Source organism: Enterobacter cloacae complex sp. 372C4 (genome assembly GCF_050030615.1).
Lineage (GTDB): Bacteria > Pseudomonadota > Gammaproteobacteria > Enterobacterales > Enterobacteriaceae > Enterobacter > Enterobacter intestinihominis.
The window spans coordinates 144133-166815 of sequence record NZ_JBLGUQ010000002.1; the positions used below are offsets into that span (position 1 = coordinate 144133).

General features: G+C 49.3%; 12 protein-coding genes and 2 pseudogenes. 13 read left to right on the forward strand and 1 reads right to left on the reverse strand.

The genetic code is table 11. From position 1 onward, the window contains the following. Nucleotide 1: 1 nt before the first annotated feature. The 12 genes from ACQG11_RS23825 (at nucleotide 2) to ACQG11_RS23880 (ending at nucleotide 21240) form a co-directional block, all read left to right on the forward strand. Nucleotides 2-2149, forward strand: a complete 2148-nt coding sequence (locus ACQG11_RS23825; protein WP_049011976.1) for an AAA family ATPase — start codon at nucleotides 2-4, stop codon at nucleotides 2147-2149. Continuing rightward, nucleotides 2146-3876, forward strand: coding sequence for a Card1-like endonuclease domain-containing protein (locus tag ACQG11_RS23830; protein ID WP_045620706.1), 1731 nt, complete (start codon nucleotides 2146-2148; stop codon nucleotides 3874-3876). The genes ACQG11_RS23825 and ACQG11_RS23830 overlap by 4 nt, the downstream gene beginning before the upstream one ends. Before the next feature lie 37 nt (nucleotides 3877-3913). Further along, entirely contained in the window at nucleotides 3914-4459 is a 546-nt protein-coding gene (locus ACQG11_RS23835; RefSeq protein WP_200013477.1) for a hypothetical protein, read from the forward strand. Then, the gene (locus tag ACQG11_RS23840; protein ID WP_045620705.1) at nucleotides 4452-5180 is read left to right on the forward strand and encodes a PP2C family serine/threonine-protein phosphatase; all 729 of its coding nucleotides are present in this window, start codon (nucleotides 4452-4454) and stop codon (nucleotides 5178-5180) included. Before ACQG11_RS23835 ends, ACQG11_RS23840 begins: the two co-directional genes overlap by 8 nt. Then, a complete protein-coding gene (locus ACQG11_RS23845) occupies nucleotides 5177-6673 on the forward strand; it encodes a protein kinase domain-containing protein (protein WP_045620704.1) in 1497 nt (498 codons plus the stop codon). Before ACQG11_RS23840 ends, ACQG11_RS23845 begins: the two co-directional genes overlap by 4 nt. Continuing rightward, a complete protein-coding gene (locus ACQG11_RS23850) occupies nucleotides 6670-10104 on the forward strand; it encodes a DEAD/DEAH box helicase (RefSeq protein WP_045620703.1) in 3435 nt (1144 codons plus the stop codon). The genes ACQG11_RS23845 and ACQG11_RS23850 overlap by 4 nt, the downstream gene beginning before the upstream one ends. Next, on the forward strand, nucleotides 10101-12257 hold the full coding sequence (locus tag ACQG11_RS23855) for a hypothetical protein (protein WP_200442838.1): 2157 nt from the start codon (nucleotides 10101-10103) through the stop codon (nucleotides 12255-12257). The genes ACQG11_RS23850 and ACQG11_RS23855 overlap by 4 nt, the downstream gene beginning before the upstream one ends. Nucleotides 12258-12304: 47 nt before the next feature. Then, nucleotides 12305-14968, forward strand: coding sequence for a chromosome partitioning protein ParA (locus ACQG11_RS23860; RefSeq protein ID WP_196238761.1), 2664 nt, complete (start codon nucleotides 12305-12307; stop codon nucleotides 14966-14968). A gap of 3 nt (nucleotides 14969-14971) precedes the next feature. Next, nucleotides 14972-19018 (forward strand): DUF2357 domain-containing protein, encoded by a 4047-nt coding sequence (locus tag ACQG11_RS23865; RefSeq protein WP_426728914.1) that lies wholly within the window; start codon nucleotides 14972-14974, stop codon nucleotides 19016-19018. Between the two features lie 104 nt (nucleotides 19019-19122). Next, complete coding sequence (locus tag ACQG11_RS23870) at nucleotides 19123-19263, forward strand: hypothetical protein (protein ID WP_157844814.1); 141 nt, start codon at nucleotides 19123-19125, stop codon at nucleotides 19261-19263. A gap of 112 nt (nucleotides 19264-19375) precedes the next feature. Continuing rightward, nucleotides 19376-20650 carry an HNH endonuclease signature motif containing protein gene (locus ACQG11_RS23875; protein ID WP_053089226.1) on the forward strand — a complete coding sequence of 425 codons (1275 nt, stop codon included), beginning with the start codon at nucleotides 19376-19378 and terminating at the stop codon, nucleotides 20648-20650. Then, nucleotides 20647-21240, forward strand: coding sequence for a hypothetical protein (locus ACQG11_RS23880; protein WP_045620515.1), 594 nt, complete (start codon nucleotides 20647-20649; stop codon nucleotides 21238-21240). Before ACQG11_RS23875 ends, ACQG11_RS23880 begins: the two co-directional genes overlap by 4 nt. Nucleotides 21241-21548: 308 nt before the next feature. Here ACQG11_RS23880 and ACQG11_RS23885 read toward each other — a convergent pair. Beyond that, a pseudogene (locus ACQG11_RS23885) lies at nucleotides 21549-21703 on the reverse strand (ISNCY family transposase); the annotation flags it as partial. Nucleotides 21704-21780: 77 nt separating this feature from the next. Between ACQG11_RS23885 and ACQG11_RS23890 the strand changes: the two are divergent. Next, nucleotides 21781-22653: pseudogene (locus ACQG11_RS23890) on the forward strand (IS5-like element IS5 family transposase); the annotation flags it as partial. Between the last annotated feature and the right edge of the window lie 30 nt (nucleotides 22654-22683).

Sequence of the window (22683 nt, forward strand, 5' to 3'; positions counted from 1 at the left end):
TATGGATATTAAAGGCATTATTGAGGCCATTCGTTCCGGTGTAACAGGCATTCAGATTCTGGGCCAGGACGTCAATCGAATCGATGAAGAAATCGAGACCGTTGCGACCACACTGGGCTTCAGGGTAAAGGAGTGGAATCTGGGGTATGGTTGGGTTGATTTTAAGACAAAAAGGGCTCTGAAACCGGATCAAGACGCATTGCTGTATCAGGATTTAAAAGCCATTGCGGATGACGATCCGACGGGTCGGATTTATGTCATACAGAACGCCTGTTCCGTATTGAAAGATGACATCAGAGCGATTGCAAGACTGCAGCAGGAATTGTTAAGGATCAGGCGTCACTTTAAGGGGCAGGCAGCGATCTTTTTCGTCTCAAAAGAGAGTATAGAATTTTCAGAGCTTGTGGATCTTTTGATCCCTTTCTCTTGCTCTCCTCTTTCGTTAGAGCAAGTGGACGGCATTTTTGACTCTCTCTTACAGGAGTACTCTGTCACGGTTACTACAGCAGTGCGTAATTCTCTTAAATCCATATTTTCAGGTATGGAGCGAGACAGGGTATTCCAAATATTCGAAACGCTAAACAATAAATATAAGGGCACATTTCCCCAGGAGTCTGTGGGTGATGCTCTGGCCCTGAAAAAGAGAGCGTTATCTCGCTCCGGTTTGCTGGAGCTGGTCGATAGTCAAATAGATATTGGCCAAATCGGTGGGCTGGAACGGCTCAAAAGCTGGTTACGTAACAAGAAACACATCATTGATGATTTAACGAAAGCGCAGAGTTTGGGCATCTCGGCCCCCAAAGGTATGCTGTTAGCCGGTATGCCGGGATGTGGAAAATCAATGAGTGCAAAAGCGGTGTCTTCATTATTCAATGTTCCTCTTTTTCGTTTAGACATTGGCTCCCTGATGGGAAAATTTGTGGGCGAGAGTGAAGCAAATATGAAGGCCGCCCTAAAGGTTGCAGAACAAGCGAGCCCTTGCGTGTTGTGGATCGATGAACTCGAGAAAGCTTTTTCAGGCATTAACGGGACCGGGGGAAGCACAGAAATCACAACCCGTCTGTTTGGTTATTTTCTGACCTGGATGCAGGAGAAGCCGGGCGCGGTGTTTGTTGTGGCAACTGCCAATGACATTACCCATATCCCTCCAGAGCTATTGAGGCGGGGACGGTTTGATGAAATTTTTTATGTTAATTTACCCAGTGAACGTGAGCGAAAACAGATTTTCGCCGTTAAATTAAATCAACTGACCCTTCCACCTAAAGGGCTCGACCTTGCAGAGCTTGCAACCCTGTCTAAAGGTTTTTCCGGCGCTGATATTGAATGTGTTATCAATGATGCTTTAGAAAGTTTGTTCCGCAGTAATGAGCCTGTTCTGACCCAGGCCCTTATTAAGAAGCACATTGACCTGGTGACACCCATAAGTGTTGTTCTTAAAGAGAAAATTGCGGTCTACCAGGCGTTGTTTGAGAAATTGAGTCTCAAAGCCGCCTCCCTTGCAGAGGAAGATCTTGAGAACATTAATGCACTGAGTGACAGCGATGCAGTGTCGGAAAGAGAAAACGCCGCATCAAATGAATTTATCGCATCTGAAAAGCTCATACAATTAGTTAACGATCAAAGCCCGGTCGTTCGCCAGGCTGCCTTAAAAAACCCTCAATGTCCATTTTCAGCCTTACAGCAAGTCGTAAACAGATATTGCAAATTTGATTTTAGTAAGCCCGGCTCCTGGAGTAACAACGAAATCACCAAAAATGAGTTCGAGCTGGCATTGCAGCACCCCAATATGAGTGGCGAGCTCATTCTTGAACTCCATTCAAAGCAACTAATTGATGCGCAAAAGCTCTTATCGCTGGCCCATAAGCTTTCATTTGAGGAGCGAAAAAAAATATTTGATTTGGCAACAATAAAATTACCTCGGCCTGTTACAGCAGGTACGGTTCAGAATATTCTTTGCTTTACAGGCAATATTGTTAAATATAACGATGTTCTTATTGAGATAGATAACGAGCGAGGTAACACCCAAAAAATCAACGCTTCTGTTGACGGGCTTGTTGTCAAGGTGTGCGTCAAAACCGGTGAAACAATTCATGCAGGTGAACAGATCGCGCAAATACTCGTACCTAAAGGTCAGGGACGTATAAATTGAAAAAATATTTAATGACATGGTACGGAATGACGGATTTCAGGGCCTCTCTCGGACTGGAACAGACAACCGGCCCTGTTCTGGGGGCTTTGTTGGCGGAAGATTACACCGACGTGGTCATCCTGGGGTTTACGCGCCCGGTGAAAATCGAAAGCCACGCGGATGATGTCCAGCCAAAAATTGCCGCGACAGAAGGCGTTGACCCGGCTGCGGCAAGACAGTGTATGGGCCTGTTTTCAAATACAGAAGGTGCGCACACGCATTTCAATGAATGGCTAAATAAACAGCTTCAGGCTGCCGGTAAAAAAGTCGATGTACATTTTCAACCCGTGGAGCTGGCACATCTCAATGACACGGAAGGTATCTATGAGGCGGCAACGCAATCCCTTAACTCCGTTGCTGCCTCCGAAGGTGAAAAACTGGTTACGCTCTACCTGAGTCCGGGCACTCCGGTGATGGCATTCGTCTGGGCTTTTGCGGCCCTGAGGTACCCAACGCTAAAAAAACGTCTTATCGCATCTTCTCAGCCGGGCAAACCGCCGGAAAGAATCGTCCTGCCGAACGAGTGGCTGGAATGGCACGGAAGACAGGTCCGGACAGTCAGTGCGGGATCGGATCGGTATGATGCCATTTTTCACCTGTTCGGCGAACAGCGGATCCCTAACCTGCTTGGTGTACTCCAGTTTTCAAGCCGGAAGCATATCTTCGTGAATTCTGCCCAGTTTCCTGCCGATGTCATGAAACCGTTTCTTGGCGAAGCAGAATACGGTGAAATTGCGGTGGACCCGTATGATCCTGACAATGTCCGGTCCACCATTCTGGAGCAGATTGCGGACATGCCTGCTGAGGCGAAGATCGGCTTTAACTTAACGGGTGGCACCAAGTTGATGTATGCCGGGGCCCTTGCCGCCTGTCGCAAGGTGAATGCAACGCCATTTTATTTCGATTTTTCAAAGAAGCAGGTGATCAATCTAAATAGCTTCACGAAAAGTGAGATTGTTTCAATTGATTCGGTAGAAACATTCCTGAAGTTGAATGGTGATGGATTAACCATCTCTAAGCCCGGTCTGACTGAACACGATATTTCTCGCGAGATGATTACGGCTTCTCAGTTAATTTGGGAAAATCGTAAGTTAATGGTGTCTAAGTATCGCGAACTGAAATCTTATCTCGAAGAGAAATCATTCAAATGTTGGGGGAATGACTTCTACGCAGAGCTGACAATAGAAAAACAAGGAAAACTGACCATCGGGGGTCAGTCGTTTGTGTTTGATGAATGTCCGGATTTTATGGAATTTCTCCTGGGGAAATGGTTAGAGGTGTATGTCTTTAGTGTGTTAATGCCGTTAAAAGAATCGGCCGTACTGAAAGATATACGCCTTGGGCTTGAAGTATCCGTTGAGGACGTTGATTCGAACGATAACTTTAAGTCCTATCATGATGGGTTTAAGGAAAAAACAGGTTATCAAGAATTTGATGTTATCTGTACCGACGGATACGCTTTATTTGTTATTGAATGTAAAAGTGGGAAAGTTGAAGCACACCATATTTCGAAGCTTAGCGAAATTACCAAGCATTTTGGTGGGGTGAAAGGCAATGGGGTTATGATTTCAGCATTTCGCCCCTCACATCCTGTGGTCAAGCAAAAATCAGATGACCAGACGAATGTAAACTGGTTTTTTGGGGAGCATGCGTCAGACCGCTTGTTGAAGTTTTTTGAGAGTAATTAAAATGGACATATATTTTATTTTCGATACTTCAGGAAGCATGGATGAAATGGGGAAAATTCATCTTCAACGGAATTTAGCCCGTTATGCAATTCAAGTGCCTAGCCTAGCTCAGGAAAACTGTACGGATTTCGTCATCCGTTTATATCAGTGGCATCAGGATATTTCCGATATCACGCTACAAAGCGATGGGGATATTCCATCCTTAACCGCAAAAGGCTCCTCGAGCCTTGCTGAGCTCTCTGATTTTTTATCCCAACATGTATATAAGAGCGGGGTGGCAAGAGTTCTCATTCTGTCTGATGGCAATTTCCCCAGTTCAGACACCATCAACTTTCAAAACCAGCTTTGCACCTTCCCCGACCTCATTATCCGGACTGTTGCAGTCGGCGCTGATGCTGACCTGTTGAAGTTGCGGAAACTGTCTACAAACAACACCGTTTACCTTCCGGAGAATATCGCTTCAGCGATGAACAGCACTCTCTTTGGCTCTGATGAGCCGGTGACCGCTCCGGTATCCGCAGCCCAGATACAGCACTCCGCACCCGCTGAAACAGCTGGGCCTGAGGAGGACTGGGATGCATGATCCACTCTGGAACAGCTGGGGGGCCTCAGTAATCGGCCCCCTTCATGTTAAAGCGGGAATACCCAATCAGGATTCCTGGAGGGCGCGCCGGTATAAATGGGGAAATGTCGTCGTTGTATCGGACGGACTGGGCAGCAAGGCACATTCAGATCACGGGTCAAAAGCCGCCTGTCTAGCTGTCTTTGAGGCAGCCAGGAACTATCAGAATACCCCTGCGGCTTCTGTCGGTGATGTTCTCAGACTCATTCATGCCAACTGGCTTATGAAGATAGCGCCGTACGCTTCAACAGAGTGTTCGGCCACCTGTCTTTTCGTCATCCAGACAGAAGGAACTATCACTCTGGGTCGTCTGGGGGACGGCATGATTGCTGTCCTTGGCGAAACTGACGAACACCACCTTATCCTCAGTGATACCCGACACGATTCCTTCTCAAACTTCACAAACAGTCTTCAACAGGCGTTTAGGCCCGAACAATGGGAAACCGCGACGATTGCAAGCGCGGCGTGCCATGCCGTTGTGTTATGTACGGATGGGATATCCGATGACCTGTTACCTGAAAAACAGATGATTTTTGCACAGGAGCTCTGCTCCACGTATTCAAACGTTAAGCCTGAGGAAAGAAAGCGGGATCTTCGGCGTTGGCTCAGTGAATGGCCGGTTCCAGGACACTCCGATGATAAGACGATTGCCTGTCTGTTTAAGCAAGGAGGCACCCGGTGAGTGAATGGTTCAATAGGTATGTGGATGAATATCAGAATGTGCACATTCAGGACAAGGTGCTCGGTCAGGGGGGCCAGGGTGTTGTTTTCCGTACCAGGGACCCTGATCTGGCGATCAAACTGGTGACCGATGAGAGCGGGAACCCTGTCACCGATGACGTCTTGGTGGAACGGTATTCGAAACGCTTTAAGCGCGTCCGGCTCTTGCCTCTGCCGGAAAACCTGAATATATCCGTACCGGCAGCGCTGCTTCAGAACAAGGCCGGTTACGTGATGCAACTGTTGAGTGAAATGGTCCCGTTCAGCCATTTCTGGCTTGATGGCCAGACCGCAGAAAAAATGGGGCCTGACCAGATCCCGGCATGGCTTTCTGCCATGCCGGAGAACGAAGCTAAAAAGATCGTCCATTACTGCAAAACGGGCGGGCTAAGGCGCAGACTTCATGCGCTCTACAAGTGTGCATCATTACTGGCACGTCTCCATGGTAACGGCATGGTCTACGGTGATATCTCGCCCAACAATATCTTTATTTCAGAAGGCATGAATGATACCTCCGTCTGGCTGATTGATGCCGACAATATTCGATTTGAAATTTTGGCAGGGGGAAGCGTTGTTTACACACCAAAATACGGCGCCCCGGAGCTGGTTCAGGGCACTGATGGTGGAAGACCGTCAAGCGATTGTCATGCGTTTGCGGTGGTGGCGTTTTACCTTCTTTCTTTGATTCACCCGTTTGTTGGAAAAAAAGTGGATGGAACAGATGAAGGCGACTGGGCTGATGAAGAAAATGATGACGGGGATATAGAAGATAAGGCTTACGCTGGATTGCTCCCCTGGGTTGATGACCAAAATGATGATGCCAACTCTTCCGACAGCGGTCTGCCCAGATCCCTTCTCCTCACAGCGAAACTGACGGCCTTGTTTGAGAGCACATTCGGTCCGGGAAGGACATCTCCTTTGCTGCGGCCGACAATCTATCACTGGCCTGAAGCTCTCGCCCAGGCCGCGGATATGACCGTCACATGCCCGGGTTGCTCGATGCATTATTACTATGATTTTATTCACCCTGAAACAGAGGCGCACCATTGCCCTTACTGTACAACACCGAGGCCGCAGGTGCTCATTCTGGAGTCTTATCGATGGAAGGGCACTGACACCCCCCTGGAACTTCCCTGCTGGCGCTATGTCCGCGAGATCCCGCCGGGGTCAGAGCTGACAGTACCGAGACGCGTCTTTGATGAGTTTCTCATGCTTGATTCTGATACAGCAGAGGTGCTCATCTCTTCAGGCGATGAGGGCATTCTGATTAAAAAGTCAGATCATGCTAAAGCCGATGTCTCTGTTGCCGCTGACAGCCATCCGCAACGTGGTTTTCAGACAGTTTATTCACAGATGAAAATAGACCGTGCAACCCCGGATGTTCAGTTTTGGATGTTCTCAAACATGAATAGTCCCCGGTTGGTTAAATGCATGATCAGCGGAAGTGACAAATGAAACTCAAAGACATAAATGCTGAAATCACTTTTGAATTATGGATGACGCCGGCGCTGTACGAAGAGACGCCAACCACGGGGGTGGGCTCTATTGCTCCTCACCAAAATGACCAGGCATACAGATTAAGAATCGATGGCCGGCAGTGGAGCATGGTGCTTCGGGATACTCCGGCCGGAAACGATCTGAATTTTCACTTAAAAAGAGGCTGTGCGCACCTTGCCGAAGTCATGCTGGTTGCCCAGGATCGCAGTGTGTTGGTGAAAATTGTCTTTTTTAACGGCGAAATTGTTGAAATTGGTGATGTGGAGATCGGCATTGATGAGCGCATAGAGTTAACGGCGAAAAGAAATGGCATTCGCTTCAGTGGCACTGAAGAGCTGGGGGGCGTATTAAACGAAAAATGTAACATCAACGTTGGTGGCGACGATTACTTTCTGCTAATGAGTGGACCATCCGCTAGGGCTGACTTTGAAGCGGATATGTCTGAAGAGGGAGGCTCACCTGATCCCCAGGGCGTTGTACAGGAAAAATACAGGGAATTTTCTGTCTATGGTGAGAGGGTGCGTATTCCGGTTGAAAGGCGCAATGCCGAGCCGTTCAGGGATATCTATTTTGCGACCAAAGCTATCTTTAGAGACGAGCATAAGAGGGAAGGAGCATTACGTCTGGCAAGGGGGAGGGTCCGGTTTACTGATTACACGAAGACGGGACGCATCCGTGCTTTAGCTGCCGGCGCGATGAGTCAGCTTTCCAGGGAAACTGGGAGTTACCTGAAACAGTGGGACGAATACGGCGCAATTGAAGGTGAAATGTTGCTGGCCCGTGCAAAAGCTGTTGGCAGGGTGGATTATCATGGCACTGAACAGACAACAAAAGGGGTTAAGTTCTTTGTGTCGTCTGTTCCGGAACAACTTAGCGAAGGCGATGAGATAGAGATCACCTCCGAGGAGCCTTTATACCTCAGGGCTCCGGATCTTACTTGGGAAGCTTACAGCAAGGCTCTGGAAGAAGAATTTGCCACCAAACGGGATCGAAAAAAGAACGATGCTGAAATATCCGTTTCTGTTTATGCCCCGATCCTGACAATTTCAAAGACCAGTATTGAACTGGATCTGCCGTCAATTCCGTCCGGTCAGATGTTTTTGATCCTGTCCATCAATGGCGACAAGATTCAGATTGAAAGACGAATGCGGGCACGTTCAGCCATTCTGGAAGGACGCTGCGCAAATCCGCTTCTTGGCCTGCTTATTGAAGAAGGCGGTATACTCCCGGACATACAGCGTGTCACCAAACTGAAACCTTTGACGTCTTTTGTGAAAGAGAAAATTTTCAGGCATGAACCAACGCCTAAACAGACAGAGGCCATCGATGTCGCACTGAACACCCCGGATATTGCGCTTGTTCAGGGGCCTCCGGGAACAGGGAAAACAACGGTTGTGACAGCCATTCTTGAACGGCTCAATGAGGAATATGATAAAACCCGCTCGATAAGAGGTCAGATACTTGTCTCCGGTTTTCAGCATGATGCCGTTGAGAATATTGTGGCAAGGCTGAGTGTGAATGCGCTTCCGGCAGTGAAGTTTGGCACCCGGTCTGGTGGCTCAGAATTTACGACAGATGCCGTTACTGAAAAACTGAACAAATGGTGCGCCACTGTCGCCGGAAAGATTCGAACCAATAACCCTCAAATGGCTCAGACGGAGCATCAGGTCAGACTGACAGAGCAGTTTGTCGCCTATTCACTGTGCCCCTCAAAGAACAACACCGCCAGTTTAATAAAGCGTATTCTGGATTTGCCCAGAGACGTGATTTCTGAAGATATCACCCGTGAGGCTGAAGACATCATCCATTCCCTGCAAACGGAGCCCACGTCAGACGATCCTTCCACCTTGCGGCTCGTGAGGGCTCTGCGTGTCAGTGAAGCCGCCTTTGTTGACGACGGTGCGGTAAGAGCGGTTGATTTACTGGACAAGATAGAAGACGGACCGGCTAATCCGGATTTACGTGTTCTTGAAAAAGCGGCTCGCTGGCGCAGCGGTAAGCCGCTGAATTTTCTTCCAGAACTCAGAGAACTGAAAGCATCACTGCTCTATCAATATCTGCCCTCGCCTGATTTCAGGACAGAAAAACCAAGAGAGGATGTGTTGAGACTGGTGACAACGGTATCTCAGCGTCTGGAGAAAGAACTCAGTTCAACCCGTAAACGGGATGCAATACTGGCTGAGTTTTTACATGAGCTTGAAGACAATCCTGATGGCGTACGTGAGGCCATAGAGGACTACAACTTTGTGTATGCGGCCACCACGCAACAGGCTGTCGGAAAAGACATCATCCGGTCAAAGAATAAAAACGTCCAATATGATCAGCGAACGGAAATGGTTAAGTACGACACGGTGATCATCGATGAGGCCGCGAGAACCAGTCCGCGAGATCTGCTTATCCCGATGTCCCAGGCGGTGAAAAGGATAATTCTTGTCGGGGACCACAGGCAGTTGCCTCACCTGATTGACCAGGAGGTCGCCAGAGCTCTCGAAGGTGACGATCGTTCAGCTCCGCCGGTTGATGTCGATTTTGTGAAGAAAAGCATGTTTGAGTATCTGTTCAACCGCCTGAAAAAACTGGAGGAGAAGGACGGCATCAAGCGAACGGTGACACTGGATGCGCAGTACCGGACACACCCGTTGTTGGGGGAGTTTGCAAGCCGCAACTTTTATGATCGATACAATGAAGGTTATCGTTCTCCTTTAGGCGCTAAATATTTTACCCAGAAGTTAAACGGCATCGAAGATAGCGCCGCCGTCTGGATCCATGTGCCCAATGAGGCTGGAAAAGAGCAGCGTCTTGAGAGTGGCAGTCGTGATAGAGAGGCTGAAGCTAAAATTATCGCCAAGCGACTAAGTGACTGGATTAAGTCAGATGAGTCCACTGCAGATTATATGAAGACGTTAACCCATGATGACAGGCAACCCGGCCTTAGCTTTGGTGTCATCAGTTTTTATAAAGCCCAGGTATTTGCTGTTTATAAAGCCCTGCAAAAATACGGTATCACGGAACGGGCACAGGATGGTACATGGCAGATATGTCAGGAATACCGCTTTCTCGACAATGGTGAAGAGCGGCTCCGCATCGGCACCGTTGATGCCTTTCAGGGGATGGAATTCGACATTGTGTTTCTTTCCATGGTGAGGTCTCAGGATATGAACGCCTTGCCGCCTCATATACGCAACGAGGAGGATGACAAAAAGAAACAGCAAAAACTTTTCGGGCATCTCATGTCGGAAAACCGCCTCTGTGTGAGTATGAGTCGCCAGAAGAAGGTCCTGGCCATAGTGGGAGATGGCGTGTTTGCGAACACCCAGATAGCGGAGGATGCCGTTCCGGCCCTGAAAAACTTCTATGATTTGTGCCATGAAAAGGGGGTGATCCTGTGAGTGCAAAACCCAAAGATCATCGTCCTAAAGTCATCAGTTTCCGCACCGCACTGGATGGATTGAACATCGCTGCCAGACAAAGTGTTCTGTGGCCATGTCATGCCTTCAACATCTCACTTCCGCAAAAGAAAAAGAGCGGTCTCAATGTATTTGAAGAAACTGTTCTGAAGATCACAGAGATTGAATCCGGCGACACAGAAACGATTGCGCAGCTCACGTGCCTGGAGAAGGAGCTGGTGGCTTTTATTCAGAGTCGCCTCAACCAGCTCGGTCTTTTGAATGATCGCTATGAGTTGTCTCAGCAAGGACAGGCGCTTTTGAACGAGTGGCAGAATAAATCCGACGGAGATCTGGAATACACCGTGGCCACTGTGTTTGTGGATCTGCTGTACGGAAAGCTTCTACCTTATGTCAGTACAAAACAGCTGAGCTACAAAAAAATAGAGACCCTTTACTCAAAAGAGAATCTTCAGAAAAAGGGGGAGTTTGAACACTATGTGAATTTTTTCATCACCCCCACTGATGATAAATACATTCGGGCGATTCAGATACGTCCAGCAAACGACGCTTTCTGGAAAACCGTTCCTGACGCCAACGACATCATCAGAGCTATCAGGGAATTTAAGAGGAAATATAAGCGGCAGGCGCTGTTGAACCAGGGCGTAGAGCAGTACCCGCCTCCGATCCCTGTGGCTGAAGCCATATCCTTACAGGCGAATCCGGAACTGGTTTACCTGCATTGCCACGCCCTGATCCAGACAGGCAATTCTGACATTCTGGTGACGGATGGATGCGGCTTCGGCTTCTCTGAGAGCTTTGCCAGTTACCTTATGTCTCAGAATTGGCAGTGGGTCATCGACCTGAAGAATAAAGGGGTTGTCGACACGCTGAACCCCGACCAACGCAATGAAGAGGCTGAAGAAGACTCTTCAGCGGCGGATGAGTTGAAGCAATATCCGCGGATAGCGCGCCCACTTCGGCGCGCACAAGCGTATCTGTCAGACGCTGAAAAAATCAGGATTGATTCATCAAATGATGAGCAGGAATTCACCCGCCTGACCGGCCTGGCGGTCGTCGCCCTTTATGAAGCAATAGAATGGGCATTGCGGTTTGTTGTTTCGGATAACCCAGTGACGCACTGGGAGCGATTATTATCGTCACAGTCCTACAGGGAAAATGAAAAGATACTTCGCTCGTTTGCCACCCGGATTGGGTTTGATGTTTCAGAGAGTGTGAAGGGCCTGCTTCAGGTTAAACCCGGCAAAATCAGAGCCGTTAACCATGGTGCTTCCGAGATGCAGCCGCTACTGGCTATGGCAATCGCCGGGGCGATCAATGATCCCAGCCATCCACTTAATCGTCTGGCCATTGAAGACGCAGGATGTCTCTCTTTTATTCACGCGCTGAAAGACGTCAGGGATCCTGTTTCCCATGGAAACGCAATGGGTGTGCAACTCTCAAGGGAAACCCTTCAGGGCTATTGCAGGAGAACCGTTCGGCTTATTCAATTACTGATACCGGATATCACGCGGGATGCTGATACAGCCAAAACACGGCAGAAAACCGATATTGATCAGGTCAGACTGAAGGCCAGGATCGAACTGGACAGGTCATTGGGGCTGGGTTTCGTCCACGCGGTTTCCCCGTCGTTGCGGGAAGAACTGGTCAAAGTGACGATCTTAAACCAGATGACGACTCTGGATAATGAACAGCAACAGCGCTACATAAATTTACTGGCGTCCATTATGCAACTGTCGTTATTTGAAGCCGCTAAGGACCGGATAACCCCCTTCAAAAACCGAACAAACCTGAAGGATGAGGCGATTGAAAAAATCGTTCAATCCGGTTTTTATCCCACACCTGATGCCATACCAGTGCAAATCAGCACGGTAAACAGCAGTCGACTCTCTCGTGCTGTGCAAGGTTCAAGCACAACTCTTGGGGCTCAACTTCTTGCGCTTTGTTTATTGGCATCAGAAAGCGAAAGGGTCGCACTCAAAAGGTCTTTTCCGGATTGTTTCGAGCTTATCGCCAGTTTAATCAAACTGCGTGGGCACGGTAATCAACAGAAATTTGACTATTCAAGGGAATACCTGGCGTCATTAAAAATGAACGTTTTCAAACTCATCAAAATAATTATGGAAGAATTTTAGTGGACTCTAAAAAAAATAATAGCGTTCAGTTTACTGCGGATAATGATATGGCAGATCTGACGGATAACACAATCAACGTAACGGAGAGTGAGTTCCTGAATAAACTGCAGGAACTGAAGGAACGGGAAGACTTTCTGACGCAAAAAGAAACGGTTTTAGCCCAAAAGGAACAGGCGCTACAGGCGGCTAAAGACGCGATGGCCCAAAAAGAAGCAGAGCTGAATGATAAATATGTTCATCTTCAGGAGATGGAGCTTCAGGCAAAAAACGGCTTTCCGCAATTCTTTGAGGAAAAGTTCGCAGCATTCAAAAAACAACTGGCGCAGCGGGAAGCTCAGTGTGTAAGTGAGCGGGAAACTCTCGAAGCTGAAAAGGAAAAATTGCGGCAAAGAGAGGTCGCTGTTCAAAAGGCGGAAATCCAAAGGGACAGGGGGTATGCCGATGAAAGGGCCAGGCTTGATGATGAACTCTTCAGTCTCAGAAAAGGACAGGAAAAGGATCTGGAGTCAAAACGCGCCAGCGCCCTGACGGCCCTTGAAGAAGAGCTTACAGTGGAGAGAGTCTCCAGAATAGCAAACCTGGGGAAAGAGATAGCTGACCGGCTAAGCGCGCATGAAGCTGCTATTCAACAGGATAAGGATGAACTTGAACAAAAAAGAAAGGCATTCCTTAAGAACCAGGCGGAGCTTGATGAGCTCAGGGATGAACTTGAGTACCAGAAACAGCGCCTTCGCTCTCATAAAGACCGACTCGAGGAAAGAGAATCTGATCTGAACCTTGAGGTGGATGCCAGGGTTGCTCAGCGGAAACACTCTTTCGAGAGTGAGAAGTCTGTGCTTAACGATGAAATTGCCCGTTTGAGGGAATCCCTCAAAACAAGCAGTGCCCTCATTTCAAACTTCGAAGTACTGAAGCATAAGCTCGGTGATGAAGATCCTGCCGCCGTTTTACTTAAGCTGAAAACCTATGAAGAGGAAATCAACACCCTGCGCGAGGATCTTGCCACACGCCCAACACAGGAGATGCGGGACGCCTTTGATCGTTTGACGTCTGAACAGAACGAACTGAAGCTGGCCTGTGAGCGATTCTCTGAAGAAAATGAGGGGCTCAGAAGTGCAGCACGCGCACAGTCAGATCTGGAAATGCAGGTAGCGGAACTGACCGATAAAAACAAATCGCTGCTGAGGCGGTTTGAATCCGTGGATGCCGACAACAACCGCTTGATGGAGGAGCTTAAACGCTTGCAATCCTCTTACGAACGGGAACAGGACCGTGAGGCAAGGATTCGGGACATTGAAACGCCATACGTTCAAAAGGAACTGCCTCGTGCGGTTGAAAACGTTGAAGAGCTTCAATGGCTGGATGGCATCCGTCAATCCTGCATCGATTATGGGCTGAGATTCCCGCGGCGAATTTTACATGCATTCCACACGGCACTAAAAACGTCGGAGTGGTCTCCTGTGACTGTTCTGGCAGGCGTGAGTGGAACCGGAAAGTCTGAACTGCCAAGGCTGTATTCACATTTTGGCGGCATAAACTTTTTGAGTCTGGCCGTGCAACCCAACTGGGACAGTCAGGAATCCATGCTGGGTTTCTTCAACTCTATCGATAACAAGTTCGATGCCCAACCGGTTCTGCGTTTACTGGCACAAAGTCAGAAGGCGCAGGCTGAAGGCTATCCTTTTGGTCTTAAAGATGCCATGAATCTGATATTGATGGATGAAATGAATCTTGCCCATGTCGAACTCTATTTTGCGGAATTCCTGAGCAAGCTTGAGCTGCGCAGAGGAATGAAAAAAGAACTCCCCTTCCTTGATGTTAAGCTGGGGGCCGGAATTCAGCCCTATCAATTGCCAATCGGTCGTAATGTGCTCTGGGCTGGCACAATGAATCAGGACGAGACAACGAAATCCCTCTCAGACAAGGTCCTCGACCGGGGAATTGTCATCAACTTTCCCCGACCGACTACGCTGGAAAGACGCCGTCAGCTGATTCCGTTGGGCGACCAGGCGCCATTACTGTCCCGCAGACTGTGGGAGAGTTGGTGGTGCAGAGAAAGTAAATTCAGCGATGATCAGATTTTGCCCTTTAAGGGTTTTATTGAAGACATGAACGATGCTCTTTCTAAAGTCGGAAGAGCACTGGGGCACAGGGTGTGGCAATCGATCGAATACTACATGGCAAATTATCCTGATGTGCTCGACGCCCAGAGAAAAAATGATGATGCAGGCCTGGTCAAAGCCATGAAAGTCGCTTTTGAAGATCAGCTTGTTCAAAAGGTTATGCCTAAGCTGCGCGGCATCGAAACCCGAGGTAAATCCAGAACGGACTGTCTTGACCGAATTCGTACTCAACTGGTGAATGACAACTATACGATAATCGAAGATTTCGATCTGGCGTGCGAATTTGGTTACGGTCAGTTCATCTGGAGCAGTGCTAATTACTTAAAAGACGATGAGTCATTGAATGTTCAAACTGGTAACAACGCCAGTGCCAGTGAAGCCAGTATGCTGTCATCTGAACACGCCGGACTTCATCATCGGTCTGCTGCAGGCGCAAGCGCTATTCCTGCTGAGCTCAGCGGGTATGCAAGTAATAGTGCAAGGGAACTCTGGCAGCTGACAACAAACGAAATAATGACCGTCCTGAAATGTGATGCAAAAGAAGCAAAGGCTATCAAGTCTTTGTGTAATGCGACCAGGGAATCATAAGCCATGGAGGGTACATTCAAAATTGACTCTGTTGAGTCTGTTTACAGGGGTCTAAATAATACCGATGAGTTAAAGGCTCATGCCCAGTTAATTCTTGTGGTTCGCAACTGGCTGACGGAAGTGTCGAACTTCGACCCAGTATCCGGACTTGTCCTGCATACCGGTATCGACGATTTCTTGGATGTTGTGGCGAAATCGGTGCGGGATACCTCACCAGAGGAGGAGACAAAAGACCGTATCTATCGCGTGGTATCACATGTGAAGGACGCTGTCCTGGCAATAATGGAGCATACCCGGGATAAGGTGATACGCGAACATGCCATGCTGCCGATATATGCGGCGAGAGAGGTTGACAGCAACAGTGTTCAATGGCTAAGCCGTCAGCCGGGCAGGACACTCCGAGAAAAGCTTTCCGGTAAGCCTTATATGAAGGCCGTCAGACGGAGGAGCAGTGTGGATACGTCGGAAAACAGACTGATGAGAGCTTTTCTCTTCCGGCTGGAACACATTCTGACAGAAAGACAGGGTGCATTATCTGCCGCAAAAGAAGAGACCTGTGAGGACATACTTGTTTCCCTTCAGCGATGGCTAAGAACTGACGATGCCGCTGAAATCGGTGCATGGGGAAATCTTCCACCCAACAATACGCTTCTGCAGGACAAGCGCTATCGAAAAATATGGGATGGTTGGCTCTGGCTCCAGGCCAGCGACGTTCAGATAACCGAGGACAGCAAACGGCTTAATAAAGACCTACTCACCGTTATCTACTGGAATACACTTTCCCAGCTTTACGCGAGTGGTGGCTTTCGGACAGTTCAGCAACCGGTCGGCTTTGATTACGACAACTTTTCTATCGTGCCTGAATTTCCCATTCGGGGATATCTATTCCCCGGGTACGGCGCAAAGAAAAAAGGGAAGGTTAAGTTCATTAAGCCAGAGAGTTTATTCGGATTTATCACGTCTGAAGAGGGTGTGGATTTATTTTTCCACCAAAAAAATCTATCTCAAAAATTAGACATAAACTCACTAACTGCTGGAGATGAGGTGTCTTTTGTCATTGGCAGTAACCCAAAGGGGGAATGTGCTGATGACATCGACCGTCTAGCGGGGATCATCCCTGTGGCGTTCAATTTGACGGGGGATAAATGGGAGATACACGTCGGTGAGGATAAGTATTTATTACATATCGTTTCGGGGTATCTGGTTATTGCGTCAGCTCAGGGCGTAAATAAAAAATTAAAAATCGAGCCTGCAGCGATCAACGAGATACCGAAGACGATAATGTCATTCGTCACGGATGCCCCGCCTGAATACGCTGCGCCGACGAATACTGAACGTGACCCGATACGGATGGAGAGCACCGTTGTGGATCTGTGTTCAGTCCGTCCTGCGTTCACGCACGGTACAGGCTCCCAGGCGCATCTGCCATTCAGGTTGGTTCAGCAGTACTGGCCCCTGCATTCTGATGGCGAAGTGGAGATTGACTGCGGTTACGCTAAATGCATCGCCCTGCATTCCGGTATTCAGACGGTCAGCATGAGGAGCCTTTTTTCACCTGACTCAACACTGCCCGAGGCTACTAAAAGCCGGGCATCGATGTTTTTTATTAAAAAGTTGAGTGACTATATCAAGGCAGATAAGTTGACCTATCTTATTCCTGATTGGGGGAATGATTTCGATCTGGAGGGGATACGAAAAAGCACCAATTTTTATTTTGATGAGTCAACTCCGCTTCCCAAAAGTATCGCTGCTATCTTTGCATGGCAATCGTCGAAGAAATTTGTACAGGACAGCGTCCAGGGCAATGATGTTGTGCTGGTGATTGATTCCTTTGACGGTGGCATTTCAGTAACCCCGGTTCAGGCAATTTACCAACCGGAGCTTGAGGGACTGTTGCCTGAGACAAAAGGTATTAGCTGGGAAAGACATCCTACGGTTAATCAGCCCGACAGCGGCATTCATAATGCCATGGTCCGCAATCTTGACGGGAATGGCTGCCAGACATCTGAAGACCTTCTTCATTTGTTTGGATTCGAGGGTTTAGCCAGCGATGCCGGAGACGTGTCTTTTGTCAACGATGAACGCTGGTATCACGTTCCTGGTTCTGTTCGGGAGGTTCTGACTCAGGATCTAGATCTCAGCATATTGACAAACACCGCCATCAGTAACTGCCTGAACTCTGCAAACCTGGATTGTCGGGGCGCGAATGTCTTTATCCTGCCTCTTGACGTTACCCTCAGGAAACCCGATGGGCGAATGGATTATAAGTGGCTGGGGTCTGCATGGTCGCCAATTAAAGGTTGCCAGACCTTAAACAGATGGCAGGGGGAAGTGGGTGATATGACCCTCTGGCGTGATCATCTGCCAGCGCTATCAATAGAGGTACAGAGTGACAAAGGGTATAAGGTTAATTTTTATCTTGTAAAAGACGCGACAGTAACGCCGCAACGTGGCAGAACGGTGGATATACCCGTGGAAGAATGGTTCACGCTTCCCGCGGGACAAACGCATTATCGTTTTCCCCTGCAACAGGGAGAAGGCAATAAAGAGATGCGGTTTGTTGCATACCTGATGTCGCCAGCTTTTCCATTAAAGAAGGACACAACGTGCAAGCTGAAGATGACCTATACCTATGGCGCGGATGACCCGTACGAACTGAAATTCCTTCCGCTGGATTCAGCGGAAGCAGGTTTTAAATCTGTCCGAGTTGAGTGGCGCTCAGCATCAGAAAGGGGGATTGCCGATCTGGCGAACTTACCGATTCCGGATTTCCCGGCCAGAAAAAGCTGGTCCGATTTTCAGTCCTTCCCGAAAGACGATGGTAAGAGCGTCTCTGACCTCCTGGACTGGTGTTGCTCCAAAATTGCAGGTTTGAATGATCTGGTCTCCTTTGATTATGAAAAGGAATTTCAATCCATCCTGAATAAAAGAAAAGTCGGCTATCTGGAATGGGGAAGCACAGACAGTAACGGGAAATACTATTGTCGCGTCAATGTTGAGGGACAGAGTGTGTTTTGCCACAGTTCTCACTTTATTGAGGCTGTTGATGAAAACTCCCTGCATAAAGGCTGCCCGGTTTATCTGGATGTATTTACGAATGAAAAAGGGCCTTACGGGGCAACGATATCCTTTTTGGAGCGCGTCCCCTCACAGCTTCAGGAGAAGGCACAGGATACCCTCAATCGGAAGCTGTCCAGAACCATTGAATATGCTGAAAAAGGGATCTTCAGCCTCCGTTTCCCCGCATTAACCATCTGGAATCACGGTCACTCGCTTTCCGAGCCAGATGTGCCCGACCATTTTAGAAACGCGATACTCGACGGAACGCAAAAGATCATATCGATAATTGAGTCTGAAAATATGCCGGACACGCTTAAAGAGGAGCTTTTCTTCTTTCTGTGCTGTCTGCATAAGGACGCCCCTGAAATGGTTGGCTCCCGGCTTCTTGATGCAGTGAAGGATAGAAAGCTGTTGCGGAAGTACCACAAGAATATTGCTTTCGCCATCGGTAATGCCGACCTGTCTTACCAACAAGTGCTGTTGGAGAATGTCATTGATCCCATTGATAATGAGGGCCTGACCAGATCCATTACCCTGGAAGTTTTGTCGATAGTGCTTTGGCGTTCCAGAACAGTGATCAACAGATTGACTAAAGAGAAGCTCGAGGCTTTATCCGTAAGCTTATATCGTTGCCTCAGGTTCGATATTCAAAAGCTGGATAGTGAAGGAACGAGATACCAAATCGCGACTCTTGGTAAGCATCTGGAGCTTCTGCTGGCATTGCTGAGAAGCAGAGGTTCCGAGGATGAAGGTCTAAAAATGATTTTCGCGCCAGATAATGAACGGACCCAAAAATTTGTGGACCTGATCGATCGCGTTTCCAGGTTAGTGATCGACAACAATATCGGTTTGCAGTCTCGCATCAATCTGCAAATTGAAAAGCCGAAAATTTTTCTTAATACTCCCGACCTTTTATATGCATTACGCATGTATCTGACGGGAGACGCAGGTGCAAGCGCGATAGGCATTACGTCTGTTTCAGACGATTAACCAAACGGTCCGAGTCGAGTGAAGCAGGGCCTAATTGTTGTTATCTATCTTATTGGCGTGTTCTTAGAGAGCCTTCTCACTATCGTGTCGAAGGTTCTTTAAATATGAATGACCTGATTATGCGGGATATTGACAGAATGACGGGCAAAACCCATGCCCAGTGTGACGATGTAAAGCGCGAAGCGCAGATCCACATTCACACCGCCAGCGACGTTAATTCGAACAGGCCGAGAAGAGAGGCCTGAAACTCACCGAATGGCTGATTGAGGCGGCAGAGCAGTTCTACAGTGAAGAAACAGCGGATCCTGAACCACGCAAATAACCGCCCCGGCGGTTACCGGGCAAGAGAGGCAATAAATGGGCAAGGGCAAACGAGCACGAGCAGCATCTAATGCGGCGCGTCATCCGAATACCACGGCCAAACAGATGATCCGCGAGCGCAACCAAATCGCTGACAGCATTGTTAAGGGATTACGCATAGCGCAGCAGGATGTCAGCAAGGTAATGACGAACGTGACTCACTTGCTGGCGGTGGGGATGACAAAAAGTGAAGTGGTCAGGGCTATGAATACAGATCCTCTCGTTATCACCTCCCGGGGGAGGGAAGTTGCTTACCGCGAAAAATTGGCTCGTATGGCCGCTCTTCGCCGCGAAAACAAAGAAAGAACAGCCCGCTCAAACCCGCACCACCTGCTGAAAAAGTCGAAAGGCAAGCAGACGGTAACAGCTAAACTGGATCCGTGGGTTGTTGCGCGTACAGCTTCCGGTGCCGAAGCCACTAAGCCCTTGACCTTTGGCACTGTCCAGGATATAGGCGAGCGTGTGACACCTCGTCAGGTGGAGGGCTTCAATCAGCGTAAGCTGGGCGGAACTGACACCCCCGCCGTCGCTATCAGGACCTATGATTTACCGATAGCCAAACCCAAAGCGGCCACCCAAACCGGTAAGCTGTCCGGCATTGAAGCGGCCATGAAGCGGATCCCCGCCGCGCAGCGTCATCAGTTTGCCTTGTTCGTGCATAAGCACCTCGCCAGTGGCATGACCGTACAGCAAATGGCCAAGCAGTTCCTGGGTAAACCGCTGGCCGAGCCCCTGAAGACCAGGCCTGCAGCCAACGAGACGGTAACTGTCACGCAGGTAGTTAATGCTCCGGTTGAGGTTTCCGCGCCGGAAGTGATTGATATGGCCGTGCCCGTTGCGCTTCTGATGAAAGACATCACACCGCCCGAGCTGCGCGACGGTCGCGAGCTGAAAGGCGGCTCCTCCGAGCGCGTTGTCATGCAGCGCGACGCGGCCATACAGGCAGAGTTTAGGGTATTGGTTCGCCAGAACTTTGGCGGCCGTTGTGCGGTGTCTGGTAAGCATCTGGGCGGCGTGCTGGAGGCTGCGCACATCGAAGGTGCAGATCTGGGTTGCTACAGCGTCGGCAACGGTATCCTGCTGTCGCCGACACTGCACAAGCTGTTTGACCGCCATTTGATGGGTGTTAACCCTGAAACACTGACTGTTCACTTTAAGCCAGGCATTGAGTTTGAAGAGTATGAAGGCCGCGTGATCATTCCCTTGATTTACAACCTGGACAAAGCGCGTCTGGCCGTTCGCTGGGCCGAATACTTGAGCGGCACAAAGTGAAAGACGTTTTATACGCAGACTTGGCTAACGAACTGCGCAGCGCCACGCGGCCAGCCATTGTGGTAATCGACAGTCTGTATTTCGACATGCCGGAGGTTGCCGAACGTCTTAAACAGGATGCGGGGATCACGCCGTTATTCCTTAAGCTTGCCTTTAGCCTGTCCGAAAACGCACGCCAGAGGCAGCTGAATATCCTGGCAAAGATGGACGGCAAACCCGTGATCTTTGTTGATCAGTATCCGCTGGCCGTTCACTGGGAATCTGGTTTGGCAGGCTTCCAGCTGCTTAACGAAGAAAAGAAAGCGATCCTTGACCGGATTCAGGCGGAAAACGAGTGGATCAGGAGTGCACCGACCAAAGAAGAGCGCACCCGTCGCCAGGACGAATCCATGAACCGCGCAATGTCCGGCATGGGTAACGCGATGTCCAACTTGCTGGAAGAGTCACGCGCTATCAGTGCAGAACGAGACGAGAAGGTTGCGAAAGTCATCGAAACCGAGGATGGAGCTGCCTTTAAGGCGCTGGAAGAAGAGTACAGCGAACAGAACATTTTCAGACGACTACAGAATCGCATATGGGGTAAAAAATAAAGAGCTTTGAAGGAGCAAAAATGCTCCTGCACCAGGCCGTCTCCTGACATGCACCCTAACCACATCGTACATTTGCTCCCATTGCCTTAAGGTGTGGGCGACCCATCCTAAATTTTCCCCAGAAGCGTAGGCGATGATCGCCAAACTTGACCCTGACCCAAAATCCTGCGCCATTCAGAAACAGAATGCCGGCACGATCTACATTGAATCGCCACGAGTTTAACAGTCACCTCGGCGGCGTCAGTCCGGAGGCCTTCGAACAGGCCTCATCGTGAGGACAGAATTTGTCTACGAGCGTGGGGTCAGTCCACCAGACCTGCAGCACCAGATTCACGAAAGCGGTTCATCAAACGCTGAGTCTGACGTTCGGTCAGAGCAAGTTGGTGTGCAGCATCACGACGGCGCATGCGCTTTCGACAACCGACTGAATGACATTAATCCGGTTCAGTTCTTTATCTGACATGGTCACTAGGGAAGGTGCGAACAAGTCCCTGATATGAGATCATGTTTGTCATCAGGAGCCATGGAACAGGGTTCATCATGAGTCATCAACTTACCTTCGCCGACAGTGAATTCAGCAGTAAGCGCCGTCAGACCAGAAAAGAGATTTTCTTGTCCCGCATGGAGCAGATTCTGCCATGGCAAAACATGGTGGAAGTCATCGAGCCGTTTTACCCCAAGGCTGGTAATGGCCGGCGACCTTATCCGCTGGAAACCATGCTACGCATTCACTGCATGCAGCATTGGTACAACCTGAGCGATGGCGCGATGGAAGATGCTCTGTACGAAATCGCCTCCATGCGTCTGTTTGCCCGGTTATCCCTGGATAGCGCCCTGCCGGATCGCACCACCATCATGAATTTCCGCCACCTGCTCGAGCAGCATCAACTGGCCCGTCAATTGTTCAAGACCATCAATCGCTGGCTGGCCGAAGCAGGCGTCATGATGACCCAAGGCACTTTGGTGGATGCCACCATCATTGAGGCACCCAGCTCTACCAGGAACAAAGAGCAGCAACGCGATCCGGAGATGCATCAGACCAAGAAAGGCAATCAGTGGCACTTTGGCATGAAGGCCCACATTGGTGTCGATGCCAAGAGTGGCCTGACCCACAGCCTAGTCACCACCGCGGCCAACGAGCATGACCTCAATCAGCTGGGTAATCTGCTTCATGGAGAGGAGCAATTTGTCTCAGCCGATGCCGGCTACCAAGGAGCGCCACAGCGCGAGGAGCTGGCCGAGGTGGATGTGGACTGGCTGATCGCCGAGCGTCCCGGCAGGGTAAAAACCTTGAAGCAGCATCCGCGCAAGAACAAAACGGCCATCAACATCGAATACATGAAAGCCAGCATCCGTGCCAGGGTGGAGCACCCGTTTCGCATCATCAAGCGGCAGTTCGGCTTCGTGAAAGCCAGTAAGGGGTTTGAGGTCCAATGGAACGAA